Consider the following 13,459-nt stretch of genomic DNA (forward strand, 5'->3'; position numbering starts at 1 on the left):
CACTGAATGTCCCGGAGAAGAACTCAACGGGAGAGGTGGTAGCGGAGGTCCGCCTCATGCGCTCCCCACACATGCCGAAACCCTTGTTTTCCCTCCATACAGCTACGCAGGGCTGACCCGATAAGATGCATATGTAGAGTGGCCCCATTCAGTAGATCACACCTCAACAGACCTAGGTAATTGGCCACTAGTTAGCTCGACAGAGCGAGCCATCTGTAATCCGACACTTTACACAATACTCGTAATGTGTGACATTACGGATAACTCTCACCTCCAGGGCAGGCCGATGACAGACGGGCAAAATCCAAAGATCATAGGGGCAACTTCAAAGCCCCCCTCTCTCATGCATCCAGGCCAGTATGTACGAGATAAGTTTCTCACCTCTAGGTCTATGTCTGTAAAGGCTGCGGCAGACCTAGTTGGTGTTAGCCGACCAGCCCTCTCCAACTTCCTCAACGGCAAGGTTGCCACCTCACAAGAGATGGCATCACGAATTGAGCGCGCCTTTGGCCTGCCTGCCCAGAAGCTTTTAGACATGCAGGTTGCCTATGACGCGACCCAAACCAAAGCGAGAGCACCAGCCAACACAAAAGCTTACGTTCCGCCATTCCTCATTATCAGAGCCAACGACATCGAGACATGGGCCTCGCAGAATATCTCTGCGCGCGCACGCCTCTCAGTCCTACTCCGTACCCTCGTCCATTCGACAGGACTGGGATTGAAGAAGGTCGATTTCCCCGGCAACGATGATTCCCAAAGGCCCGGCTGGGATGGCTTTGTAGAAACTACTGAAGGCACACCATGGATTCCTGATGGTACTTCAGGTTGGGAGTTTGGCGTCAACGCAAATATCAAGGGCAAAGCAGACGACGACTTCGCCAAGAGCGTAAAGGCAATCAAGGAAGCCGACAGAAGCGTCATGACCTTCGTGTTTGTCACACCGCGCCGATGGACAGGAAAGGCCGCTTGGATCACGGAGATGAAGGCCAAGGGACTCTGGAAGGACGTGCGAGCCTATGATGCCAGCGATCTGGAGCAATGGCTGGAGCAGTCGTTGTCAGGACAAGCGTGGTTCGCAAATGAGACGGTGCGGCCATCGGAAGGGGTTCGTTCACTGGATCAGTGTTGGTCAGACTGGGCAAATGCGACCAGTCCGCCTCTCGTAGCCGACTTGTTCGACACCGCAATCGCTGCCGCGAAGAGAACAGCAGCATCGCGCCTGTCGAAAGAACCTGAGGGGCCGACAATCATTGCTGCGGATTCTGTCGAAGAAGCTCTGGCGTTTCTCTCCCAGTTGTTCAGCGATAAAGGCGGCGAGGAACTGGCGCTTCACCGTGACCGTGTCCTTGTCTTTGACAAACCCGGCACTCTTCCCAGATTGGCACAAGGTGCTCAGAACTTCATCCCTGTGGCTTTTACCCGTGATGTTGAACGTGAAATGGCACCTCTTGCTCGTTCCGTTCACACCATCATCGTCTATCCGCGAAATGCAGCGCCTGACCCGCACATCGTACTTGAGCCCTTGAGTCACGAGGCATTCGGCTCAGCCTTGGAGGGTATGGGATTTAATCGTGACGATATTGCTAGGTACAGCAACGCCTCTGGTCGTTCGCTCACGGTTCTTCGACGGCAACTCTCGACAACCCCAGCAGTTCGAAAGCCCGAATGGGCTGTGGATCATGCAACTGCCGGGAAGCTGATCCCATTCCTGTTGGCTGGCGCGTGGAATTCCCACAACGAAGCCGACCAAACCGTGTTGACGCTACTAGCCGATGACGAGCCGTATGAGGCGCTAGAGAAGGAGTGCCAACGCCTAGCACAGATTAATGACGCCCCACTCTGGTCTGTTGGGACGTACCGGGGTGTAATCTCTAAGATTGACTTGTTATTTGCCATTGCCGGATCAATCACAGTCCAAGATTTAACTCGATATTTCGATACAGCGAAGATCGTCTTAGGCGAGGATGATCCAAGTTTGGACCTGCCTGAGAGCGCCCGGTGGGCAGCTTCGATTTATGGCAAGTCGCGTGAAATCTCTGCGGCACTACGGGAGGGCATATCTGAAACTCTGGTATTGCTCGCTGTGCATGGCAATCATCTCTTTAAATCCCGTCTTGGGATAGACGCGGAGGCATTAGCGGCACGTTTCATCCGTGATCTCCTGACCCCACTGACATTGCGTACCCTTGAAGCGCACGACCGGGACCTTCCTACCTATGCGGAGGTTGCTCCCGAGGAGTTTCTAGCAATTCTGGAACGCGATCTGAGAAGTGAGCAATCTGCTGCGGTCGGATTGATGCGCCCTGTCAATACTGACACAGGTTTCTTTGGAGGCTGCCCTCGAACCGGTCTGCTCTGGGCGCTTGAAGGGCTGGCCTGGAATCCAGACACACTCCCACGATCTGCTCTTATTTTAGCTCAACTCGCTGAGGTGGAGATCAGCGATAACTGGGTCAATAAGCCGATCAACTCTCTGTTGTCGATCTTCAGAGTCTGGATGCCACAGACCGCAGCCAGTCACGACGTGCGCCTTAACGTAATCAAACTTCTTGCGGAAAAGTATCCTGCTGTTGCCTGGAAAATCTGCATTGAACAGTTGAATACTGGTGATAAATTCGGCGACTATAGCCATAAACCCCGTTGGCGCACCGATGGATATGGCTTCGGTGAACCTTTCACCGAAGGAGAACCTGTTCTGGTATTTATGCGCGAAATGGTCGGTATGGTCCTGGGCTGGAAGAGCCATTCACGTGAGATGCTTTGTGATCTAATTGAGCATCTGCACGATCTTTCCGAAGGTGATCAAACAAGAGTATGGGAGCTAATTCTATCGTGGGCCAACGCTGAGGCCTCCGATTCTGATAAAGCGATTGTACGGGAAAAAATCCGCGTCACGGTTATGTCGCGGCGTGGCCTAAAACGATCCAAGGAAGCAAATTTCGCAAGCCTAACTAAGGCAGCTAAGGTAGCATATCAGGCGCTTGAGCCTACTGATCTTATCACCAAGTATGAATGGCTGTTCCGAACACAATGGGTGGATGAGTCAGCAGACGAACTCCTTGATGAAAGCATGGATTTTCAACTTCGCGAGGAGCGCATCAAACAACTTCGTATCGAGGCGCTACGCGAGATCATGCAACAACGGGGACTACCCGGAATTCTCGAACTCGCCAGTATGGGTAAGGCATCGTCCACAATCGGTTCGCTTCTAGCAGGTAATATCCTGCCCGAGACAGAGATGCACGACCTTCTCCTGATGGCACTACCATCGGCTGTGAGCGAAAAGTCTGGCGGCAGAAAAGACCTAATTGCTGGAGCCTTGTGGTCTGTCACCGATAAGACAAAACGTGTGGATGTGCTGAAGTCAATCAAGAGGCACATATCAGAATCAGACATGGTTCAATTGCTGTTGCTTGCACCATTCTGCCGAAGCACATGGCAAGTTGTCGAGGAGTTAGAGGAAACACATCAGCAGATATACTGGAATGAGGTTCCAGTGGGTTGGCCATTCGACTCTGATGAGGAGAATAGAGACGCCATTGATCGTCTGCTTGCAGCGCAGCGGCCTCGGGCAGCGTTCGCGTTCATTCGGCGACGGCTAGAGGCGGTTCCAACTTCCATTCTGTTCCAGGTGCTCTCTGGATGCTTGAAAGAAGGAAAGGATCAGCCAGGGCATTATCAGCTTGATCAGTATCATCTTGAAGAGGCTTTTGGGCTCATCGACAAGGACCCAGAACTCACATTGGAGCAGAAGGCCAGCCTAGAATTTTCGTTCATTGACGCTCTTGCGCGACCGGGAAGCAGACGGAAAAGCTCCGGAATTCCTAACCTTGAGAGATATATCGAAGCTCACCCTGAATTCTTCGTGCGGGCGATTGTATGGAGGTATAAGCGACGGGATCGTGACGACGATCCGCAGGAATGGAGGGTTGATCCAGAAACTGCTGAACATTTCGCTGAGAAGGCTTACAAGTTGCTCGACAGCATCAAGCGTATCCCTGGTCATAATGATCTCGGTGAGTTTGATTCTAGTTTGCTGGTGAAATGGGTAAAGTCTGTCCGGGATGCTTGCTCGGAGCTTAGCCGGTCGGAGATTGGCGATGTTTGTCTTGGCAAGCTGTTTTCTTGCGCGCCCGTAGGCCAAGACGGAATCTGGCCGTGTGAGCCTGTGCGAAGTGTTATGGAAGATATCCAATCGGAAAGTATTTCCGAAGGTGCGTACACTGGGTTGTATAACGCACGTGGAGTGCATTGGCGCGGTGAAGGCGGAGACCAGGAGCGGGAGTTGGCTAGGAAGTACCGGACTTGGGCTAACGCCCTGCATTACTCCCATCCGTTTGTGGCCTCCACAGTGCTGACCAGTCTCGCTAAAACCTATGAGGATCAAGCTAGCCGGGAAGATGCGGAGGCTGGTATCAGAAGACGCCTCCGTTGAGTGCTCCAGTGGCTCCAGAATTTTCTGGTATGTTTCGAACCTAAGTACCAGCGGATAACCTACTGGTCCCACAGACTGCACAAATTACTTGTGCGATACGCAATCCATGAGAGCCTCGATTCGATGAGGCTTTCATGGAGCATCCTTTGAGAGAGGCGATACCGGCCAGTAAGGCACTACGAGCCCGAGCCTTCAATGGCTGGGCCTTGAGGGCGCTGTCCCGCTGCGACGAGGAGTATTCCGGCATCCTGCGCTTTGCGCTGTTCGCAAGCGCCTTCCGCCGACAGGCGATGTTTCTCCTGCTGGCCTTCCTCGACCGGGATCGTCCGGAGGAGCTTGCGGATCGGCTGGGTTGCGCGAAGCATTCCCATCTCATCAAGACCATTGCAGAGGCGCTGGTTACTCGGCGCGTCGGCGACCTTGTGACGGCAGCGTTTGGGCAAAGCCAGGGACTGCTCGGCGCTCTCAAGAAACTGGGCGACCTGCCTCTGCCGCTTCACTCGTACCAAGTCTTGCCGATGCTGTTTTCCGAACCGGAACACCGAGAGCGGGCCAAGGTCCTGCGGCAGATGTCGCAGATCAACGAAACGCACCTGACGGTGATTTGCGGCCTTGAGCCGCCCTTCATTATCCAGGACCTCGTCGAGAATTTGACGGTCGAAGGTTTGCATCAGTTCCGCGCAACCGTCGCTCTCATTCTCAGGCTCGTGCCTGAGGCGACCGCCGAGGACCTCGCGCACTCGATCCGAGCGGCAGCGGACAACACCACGCTGCAATCTTTAGCGGAACGCTGGCTCACGAAGGCCAAGGACTTCCCGCTGGCTCTTACTGCCTTGGACAATGCCGAATTCCACCAATTGCGTTCGGGAGAGGCAATTCGTAACGCGGCTCTTCGTTTCCGGAATTGCCTTCGGAACAAGACCACCGAGGCGGCGCTGGGCCATGCAGCCTACGTCGAGTATCTGCCCATCCCGGCCATCATCAAGCTTGTCGCCCTTACGGAGAACCGTTGGGTGGTCGAGGGCATCTACGGCCCGAGTCAGGACCGCGTCGATGACGCTGTCGCCAGAGACATCAGTCAGAAACTGGAAGCGGCGGGAGCGTTGATTCCGTTGCGTCATCATGCGGACGGCGAACAGGCGAAAGCAAGTTTCTTCGATGTGAGCGAGCCTTTCGACGATGCCGATCTCGACTTCGTCAGATGGGACCTGTCTCAGGAGCGGGATGACGATGATTAAGGCCGGAGCCCCAAGGACATGCCTAGCGGCTTTCCGCTTCCTTGCGTGGACCTCTTCGCTTCGAGGCCCGCTTCTTGATGTAGACCGGTTCTCCCTCGGCTGGGCCGGGAATGTCATCGAAGAACCTTGTCATCTGCACCCTCAGAGCCAGGGACAAATGCCAAAGGCTGATGACAGTCGGGTTTCTCGTTCCCGACTCCAATGAACTCACATGAGCCCGGTCCACGCCGAGGCGCTCAGCCAGTTCCTGCTGGGTAAGGTTCGCCTCCAGCCGAAGCCGACGCATGTTTTGTCCGATGATCCGCCGTACATCCATGGGCTGGATCAAACCGGATGTGCAGGATATTGATGCAACCAACATTGTACGTTACATAGTACAAAATAAGTTACTATAGCCGAGCCGTGACCTCGGCGGCATTCGGGGGATCAGGAACGATGGACGACTTTCTCTTCAGCGCCTTGGCGAACGGAGCCTTCGTCCCCTTCGATCCCCTGACGGATCGGATCGTCATCGACGCCAATGCGAGCGAAGTGAGCATCTTCGAAAGCCCGCCGACCGGGATCGGCATCTCGCTCTTCGGCAAAACCGTCACTTTCACAGTCGATCTTGTGGACCTCGTGGGCGGCGTGAACATCGTCACCACGAATGGCTCGCTCTTCTGGATTGGCGACAACGAGGGAACGACGCCCGATCCCGTGCCTGGAACGACGGACGATGGAACGAATTTTGGTCGCGGTGGAAGCGGCAACGATCTCCTCATGGGCCTTGGCGGAGACGATGTGCTCTATGGCGGCGCAGGCGACGATGTCCTCCACGGCGGACTGGGGAACGATGTTCTCGATGGCGGAGCCGGGATCGATCAGGTTTATCTCAGCACTGGAGCTTTCTACGTCAATCTGAGCCTGGGAGAGGCGAGGAGCGACTTCGGGAGCATCGATAGGCTCTTCAACATCGAGATGGTCTACGCCTCGTCGTCGGGCGACCATGCCGACATCATGATCGGCGACGATAACAACAACACATTCGTTTCGTACTATGGGGACGACCTACTCCAGGGACTCGGCGGAAATGACGTTCTGCGTCCTGGCGAAGGCAACGATACCATCGACGGCGGCGAGGGATTCGACGAGATCGCCTATCAGGACGGATCGGCCTTGTCTGGGATCGTCATCGATCTTGGCGACGGATCGGGCACGGTGACCGACCCCTGGGGCGATACGGATGTTTTCACCAGCATCGAAGCGGTTCGTGGAACGAAGTTTGCCGACAGGATCACCGGGTCGAACGAAAGCAACCGATTCCGTGGTTACGCCGGAAACGACACCATCGACGGGCGTGGCGGAGACGATTGGATCACCTATGATCGGGAAGTTGCGGATCGAATGCAGCAGATCGGTAGAGGGAGCGTCTCGATCAATCTTCAGACCGGCACCGCAACCGATCCCTTCGGGAACACGGATACTCTCATCTCCATTGAAGGCGCGGAAGGCGGAGACGATGACGATGTGATCGTCGGCAGCATGGGCGACAACTTCATCCTCTCTGGCCGAGGCGGCAATGATTCGATTTCCGGCCTCGCGGGCAAGGATACCCTCGATGGCGGTTCGTGAGACGACTGGCTCAATGGCGGTTCCGGTGACGACGTGATCGACGGCGGCGAAGGCTCTGGTGATGTGGCGGTCTTCTCTGGCACCAGAGCGCAGTACGCCGCCTTCAAGAATGCGGACGGCTCGATCACGGTCGTGGACGAGCGTGCTGACGGCGACGGTCTCGATGTCATTCGCAATGTCGAGCGGTTTCAATTCGCAGATGGCACAGTATCTCTCGACACTCTCTTGACCGGCAATGTGAATGAAGCGCCGCGCAACATCGAGTTGTCGAGCGCCCTTGTCGCGGAAAACAGCGCCAGAGGTACAGTCATCGGCCTGCTCTCGGCGATTGATTCGGATTACGGAGACAGCGTGAGCTTCAGCGTCAGTGGCGATGCCGCAGGCCGCTTTGCCATCGACGGCAACCGTCTCGTCGTGAAGAACGGATATCTTCTCGATTTCGAGCAAGCCGCGACGCATCAGATCGTGATACGAGCCACGGATCGCTTCAACGTCACGACCGAAAAGACGGTTACGATTACGCTCTCCAACGTTCACAACGAACTGAATCTCGGCTCGTCGGGGAACGACAAGATCGTGGGTGGGTCTGGAAACGACACCTTCAGTGGCGGCGCAGGCAACGACACTCTCTATGGTGGGCTTGGCAACGATGTTCTCACCGGAGGAACGGGCAAGGACATCTTCGTGTTCAACACGAGACCGCACGGCAGCTTAAACGTCGATAGGATCGGCGACTTCAGCGTGGCCGACGATACGATTCATCTGGCAAGGTCGGTCTTTACTAAGATTGCTAAGACCGGAGCGTTGTCCAAGGCTGCGTTCTGGAGTGGGACCAAAGCGCATGACCGTGATGATCGCATTATCTACAATAAAGGCACGGGTGCGCTTTACTACGATCCGGACGGCACCGGAAAAGCCGTCATGGTGAAGATCGCGAACCTCACGAAGGGGCTGAAGATGACCAGCGCGGATTTCTTCGTCATCTAAAGGCAATCACGCCGTTAGGGAGGGCCTTGAAGATTACAACGGTCGCAATTTCACAGGAGTTTCACGCCAGAAGCGCATCGTCCCGGATCACTTCTTCGGAAGCATGCCGCTATATAGGCGTCGAGTTCGTAAAGCGTTTGGCGATCTTCGCGATAGTGGCGCGGCTGCATCCCGTCGCAGCCTGAATTTGCGACCACGACGAGCCAGCCCGGAGCATGGATTCGATACCTGCGTTACGCGCGACGTTTTCTTTTCGGCCCTTATAAAGCCCTTCCGCTTTCGCCTTTGCCTGACCTTGCGCCTGTCTCCTGCGACGGTCCTCGTAATCTTTACGAGCCACAGCAGCAAGCACATCAAGCATCATGCTATTGATGGCGTCGAATATGCGTGGGGTAAATTCATCCGTCTCAGCTTTTGCCATCACCCAGGATGTGGGAAGGTCCAGCGCAACGATTCGGATGCGACACTCTATAAGCTTCGATTTGAGTTGTTCCCAATCAGCCGAATTAAGGCGGGTTAGTCGATCAACGGCCTCCAAAAGACAAATATCGCCCGGCTTCGCATCCTTTAGGAGCCGAAACAGTTCAGGGCGCGCAAGCTTCGCACCGCTCTCATTTTCAATGTAGGTGGCTGCGATGGTCAGGCCATGATCAGCCGCGAAGGCTTCGACTTGTTCGCGGGCGCGGGTGGCGTCTTGCTGGTTTGTAGAAGCACGTAGGTACGCCCGAACGAACATCAAACCTCCAAACGGTTCAGTTAGAATAGTTCATATCCTATGGGTTCATTTAGGATAGTCAAGCTTGCGATACTGAACCAGTTTTGAGGTGGTACAAGAAAGGGATACCCTTTTTGAACTGCCCTGAACTGATCGACACGTAGAACACTCTACTGGAAGCAGCTAAGACCTTATTCTATCTAATGCATGGGTATGCGTGGTCATGCATGTTGACACATGCATAGAATTTCTCCATATAAACGTGACGCATGCATAGGCATGCCCATGGAGGAATCTACATGCTTGAAGTGCATACGATAACCGAAGCGTCCACAACGGATACCGGAGTTAGGTTTTTCGTTGGCGTCATCACAGACAGGCCCGAGGTGGCGATGGACTGGGCGACGAAACTTAAAGCACTGACTGCTGGGGCTACAGCCCACACGCCTGTCACCCTGCCAGACTTCGTTGCCGTGAACCCGACCGTGAAGGAAGTCATTAGCCAAGCGCTCGATGAGGGCGAGAATCTAGACCCCAACCGTTACGACGCAGTGTTCAAGGTCCTTGCCGAGGTGACTTTGGCAGGACCGGATAAACGGATTTCGATATCCGACCTTGCCCAGAAGGTCGGGCTCCAGAAGGGAACGATCCGAACGATGAATACAAAGCTTTCCATGCGCATTGGGCGCGTATTGGGAAAGAAGGCGCATGAGATCAAGCACGCTACTCCGCCATTCCCGGTACTCCAGCGGAAAATTGACGCGCTCCTCAATACTAAATGGACCAATGGGAATCCCGAATACCGGCTTACCGGCTCGGCGTTACCGGCGATTCAGGAGTGGCTGTCCAAGCGAGCCTAACGAAAAGGGCCGGTATCCCCGGCCCTTTTGTTTTGGAATACTCTTCGAACCGGTCCCTCTCAATGCCTCCATTCTTGCGCGCACCGCGAGCGAACGGCACTATGTAGTGCAATGCCTCGTTCATAGGCCACAAGGGTAATTTCGTGGATCGAAGTTGGGAAAGCTATGCCGGTGAAGCGTGGCCCATTTTGGTTAAGTGGGCTAAACGTGGGCAGACGTGCTTCTATCAAGATTTAGGAGGGATATTAGGATTACATCATAGGACCGTAAGATGGGTGCTCGGGCCTATCCAAGACTACTGCCTTGCAAGCAAACTTCCTCCTCTGACAGCCATCGTGATCGCCAAAACTACGGGCCTGCCGGGAACAGGTTTTATAGGTTGGGATATCGAAGACCTCGATGCCGCTCATAGGATGGTATTCGGCTTTGATTGGGGCTCCGTGAAGAACCCTTACATTGGATTCAATCCCTCAGATACTATTGAAACCATTGCCGATGATTTGTTTAGCGATCCTGACCGCGCAGGAGACGTATATAGGTCCGTTCGAGTTCGTGGTGTCGGACAAAGAATATTCCGAAACCTCCTAATGAAGACCTATGGCACTCAATGTGCGATGTGTGGTTTTTCCTTTGAACCGGCCCTAGAGGCTGCTCACATAGTGCCATGGTCTGAGGCATCTAAGGAGCACCGGCTCCACCCACAAAATGGCATACTGCTTTGCTCGTTACATCATCGGCTATTCGATGCCGCTTTGATGACAGTGAGTCAGTCGTACAAGGTTGTCTATTACGATCCTTATATGAACGACACCCCGTATTCGCATTTCGACATGGCGGCGACAGCCGCTCTCCACGGGCAGAAAATATACTTGCCACACGATAAGCGTCATTGGCCCGCGAAGGCGTTTCTTACGAAGCACCATAAACTGAGGCGCTGGGGACGTCTCCGATAGGGCTTGGCCGTCGCTAGACTTACGTTCACAGTTGCCACATGAATCCTGAAGAACTCCACAAGCATCTCTTGACCCAATCTGGTATGGCTGCCGCTCGCAGCGCTCTTGTATGCAGAATACCCTGGCTGCTTCATGTAACTCCACTTGAGGCCGTGGACGGAATTCGAAGAGCGGGTTTGATGCCAATGAACCCAGGCGGCGTTGTGCCTGGAATTGTCAGGGATGCAATCGGGGCTGGAGCCGAAAAAATCCTCTGTCTCAGACCCTCAATCTCAAAAGATATCGTGATCGGGAAGGAACCGCCGTTCCTTAAGCTCGCTATACCAAGCATTGCCCTACCCGATCGGATTGGACTAGATTGGTCATTTCCAGAAAGCTGGCGTCTTGCCGAAAGTCTCTATGAGAGCAATGCCATCTCAGACCCCTACAGCATTCTCGTTGAGGTCGCAGTTAATCTGGGCTCGGTTGTTGCTTACGATAGCATCCCGTCAGGTTCTATTCGTGTCTGCCCTAAATCTGCGCCTAACTCAAACCTCGCAGACTGGCCGCCGCTCGATGAGGCTATCAATAGCGAGCTTGCGTTGTTCTAAGTCGAGGGCCGTCATTGCTATCTATAGGGGGGTACCGGCTAAGATTGCCTCCTTTCGGATGTCTATGGACCAACAACAGAGGCTTGAAGCACAGGGTGATTCGTTAACGAATCATTAACCATACGAATCAGCTTGTTCCCGATAGGATTGCCCGCTCTGAAGCGCGGCCTTTTACAAGACCGCGATCTTAAAATGCACCATGTCGATATCGCTGATGAATGAGCAGATGAATCGAACCTCTCCTGCGGGAGCGGATCGGTCTTTTTCAATCTTGTGATCCCGCAGATTGAGCCGACGCGCGCGGCTACGAAGCCCGTCGAGAAGTTCATCTTGAGCCTCATCAATAAAATCTGTCCAGTCGGACCAGGGCAGGAAACCAGCCTGAGCCTCAAGCCGCCTCGCCCTTCGTTCTATCTCTGCTTCTCTCGGTGTTTTGACGAACGTGAACGGCAGTATCATGGCGTTCTTGGTTGGTCTTGGGTATATCCCTTCTTTTTGGGGCGGCCAGGGCCTCGATAAACTCCTGCGCGCAGCTTCTGCTCCTTCTTGCGATCTCGCTTTCGTTTTTGTCGCTCACGATCCTTCTGCCGTTGCTCAGCCAACCGCTCCTCACGACTGCGAGAATCTTCCGCTTCAGAACTAGGCCGTCCCCGGCCAAGACGCCGCACATCGAGCAAGCCTGCTTCTTCGACCGGTACAAGCACGATCTCATCGATCTGCTGATCCATGAGATATTGCTCCAGTGCTTCTGCCTGATACAGGTCGTAGAGATAAATATGGTAATCCTCACTCGATGCGGCGTTTCTCAAGTCGCCTCGATATATGAATTGAATGATATCCTCGATTTCGCGAGCCCGCTCGATGTCCTCAGGGCTTAGCCCGAACAGATCGATGAGTGGCTGATCGGATGCGAGCATCTTGGCGCTGTAAATGAAGGCGCAAGTCGTGTGGTGCATCAGATCATTGGTGCCTTCAGTCTTAGGCGGCACCTGCTGTCCTGAGAGACGCCCGAAGCAATAATCGGTTATGACCTTGTTGCCCGACCAATATCCAAGCAGAACTTTTTCAAGATGACGGCAGACACGCACGACATGTCCCCGCCCTTTGGTCTGCCAGAAGGTGCTTGATCCGCGATGCCCGCGTGTGAAGTAGTGAACGAATACACGCCGGGCTTTACGAGGCTGCCCAACGAGGCGAACCTCTTCAATCTCAATCGCTCCAGGGTAAAAAGCATCTGTGACTTTCGCCAGGACGCTGTGGTGATAGCTTGCTCCTACAATAGTGACGCTCTCGGCGCTCTCCAATTGCAGTGGTGTCCATACGGACCACCACTGCAATCTCCGACCCCGCTCTTGCAGGTCGGCCCAGTTCTGGACGTCCACATAGACCCCGTGTGCAGATCGAGCCCGCTTGTCGAGGGTCACCAGATCGTTCAGGACATCGTCGCGCATGACCTTTCTTGTGATCGGAGTATCGTCATGCACCAAGAGCCTGGACCAATTCGTGTCTGCAATGGGGTCAAGGCCGTAGCTCTTCTGGAGGTAGACGGCGCTTGCCTCGGCACAAATTTTATCGGTCACGACGGCGTTCGGCACTTCGTCGATTTTGACATGCCAGCCGGAGAGATCACTCATATCGGCATTCATCATGCCTTCGTGAGTGATGAGCAGGATCACATGATCCTCATACCGGTACTTCGCGATAGCCTCTGCAATCCTCCTCAAGACAGGTGCTTTTTGAGAGCCCTTGCCATGAACTGAGAGAATAATAGGCTTGGTTTGTGAGACGCGAATCATAGAATTCAGATTTCGCTCTTGCTCTTCGATTAGGTTGATTCGTGGGCACGACAAAATATACCGTCCGGGATTTGCGATAATTTCTTTGTGCAATCGCGTAGTCTTTCCACATCCTGGCGTGCCTGTTGATAATTTTAACTTCATGATTGGCTCGTAATAGGCAATGAATAGAATATAAATTACGTCACGTGCTAATATCTATATTATTTTCCATGGACGGAATTTCTTGAAAACGACGAGGGGAGAGGAGTGAAAGGCGAGGGCGGAGGCGCAG

Annotated in this window: 11 protein-coding genes and 1 pseudogene; 8 read left to right on the forward strand and 4 right to left on the reverse strand. The window is 54.1% G+C overall.

Annotated elements, in window-relative coordinates:
- Positions 1–286 precede the first annotated feature (286 nt).
- On the forward strand, positions 287–4,435 hold the full coding sequence (locus MHY87_RS03465; RefSeq protein ID WP_239349394.1) for a HigA family addiction module antitoxin: 4,149 nt from the start codon (positions 287–289) through the stop codon (positions 4,433–4,435).
- 134 nt (positions 4,436–4,569) lie between these two features.
- Positions 4,570–5,673: a hypothetical protein gene (locus tag MHY87_RS03470; protein WP_239349396.1), complete on the forward strand. Its 1,104-nt coding sequence runs from the start codon at positions 4,570–4,572 to the stop codon at positions 5,671–5,673.
- Positions 5,674–5,695: 22 nt separating this feature from the next.
- On the opposite strand, the gene MHY87_RS03475 is transcribed toward MHY87_RS03470, so the two are convergent.
- A complete protein-coding gene (locus tag MHY87_RS03475; RefSeq protein WP_370644819.1) occupies positions 5,696–6,034 on the reverse strand; it encodes a helix-turn-helix domain-containing protein in 339 nt (112 codons plus the stop codon).
- Between the two features lie 74 nt (positions 6,035–6,108).
- Between MHY87_RS03475 and MHY87_RS18820 the strand changes: the two genes are divergently transcribed.
- The 3 genes and pseudogenes from MHY87_RS18820 (at position 6,109) to MHY87_RS18830 (ending at position 8,271) form a co-directional block, all read left to right on the forward strand.
- The gene (locus MHY87_RS18820; RefSeq protein WP_304611098.1) at positions 6,109–7,284 is read left to right on the forward strand and encodes a calcium-binding protein; all 1,176 of its coding nucleotides are present in this window, start codon (positions 6,109–6,111) and stop codon (positions 7,282–7,284) included.
- Positions 7,285–7,341 (forward strand): annotated as a pseudogene (locus MHY87_RS18825) (hypothetical protein); the annotation flags it as partial.
- 75 nt (positions 7,342–7,416) lie between these two features.
- Entirely contained in the window at positions 7,417–8,271 is an 855-nt protein-coding gene (locus MHY87_RS18830; RefSeq protein ID WP_370644833.1) for a cadherin domain-containing protein, read from the forward strand.
- A gap of 109 nt (positions 8,272–8,380) precedes the next feature.
- On the opposite strand, the gene MHY87_RS03505 is transcribed toward MHY87_RS18830, so the two are convergent.
- Complete coding sequence (locus MHY87_RS03505; protein WP_239349400.1) at positions 8,381–9,007, reverse strand: recombinase family protein; 627 nt, start codon at positions 9,005–9,007, stop codon at positions 8,381–8,383.
- Positions 9,008–9,285: 278 nt separating this feature from the next.
- Between MHY87_RS03505 and MHY87_RS03510 the strand changes: the two genes are divergently transcribed.
- The 3 genes from MHY87_RS03510 (at position 9,286) to MHY87_RS03515 (ending at position 11,389) form a co-directional block, all read left to right on the forward strand.
- Complete coding sequence (locus tag MHY87_RS03510) at positions 9,286–9,846, forward strand: hypothetical protein (protein WP_239349402.1); 561 nt, start codon at positions 9,286–9,288, stop codon at positions 9,844–9,846.
- Positions 9,847–10,460: 614 nt separating this feature from the next.
- On the forward strand, positions 10,461–10,799 hold the full coding sequence (locus MHY87_RS18920) for an HNH endonuclease (RefSeq protein WP_370644834.1): 339 nt from the start codon (positions 10,461–10,463) through the stop codon (positions 10,797–10,799).
- Positions 10,800–10,837: 38 nt separating this feature from the next.
- Entirely contained in the window at positions 10,838–11,389 is a 552-nt protein-coding gene (locus MHY87_RS03515) for a hypothetical protein (protein ID WP_239349404.1), read from the forward strand.
- Positions 11,390–11,560: 171 nt separating this feature from the next.
- Here the strand turns inward: MHY87_RS03515 and MHY87_RS03520 are convergent, their stop codons facing one another.
- The gene (locus tag MHY87_RS03520) at positions 11,561–11,848 is read right to left on the reverse strand and encodes a hypothetical protein (RefSeq protein WP_239349406.1); all 288 of its coding nucleotides are present in this window, start codon (positions 11,846–11,848) and stop codon (positions 11,561–11,563) included.
- On the reverse strand, positions 11,845–13,329 hold the full coding sequence (locus MHY87_RS03525) for a hypothetical protein (RefSeq protein WP_239349408.1): 1,485 nt from the start codon (positions 13,327–13,329) through the stop codon (positions 11,845–11,847). The genes MHY87_RS03520 and MHY87_RS03525 overlap by 4 nt, the downstream gene beginning before the upstream one ends.
- Positions 13,330–13,459: the final 130 nt, after the last annotated feature.

It is taken from the genome of Microvirga sp. ACRRW, assembly GCF_022346925.1.
Classification (GTDB): Bacteria; Pseudomonadota; Alphaproteobacteria; order Rhizobiales; family Beijerinckiaceae; genus Microvirga.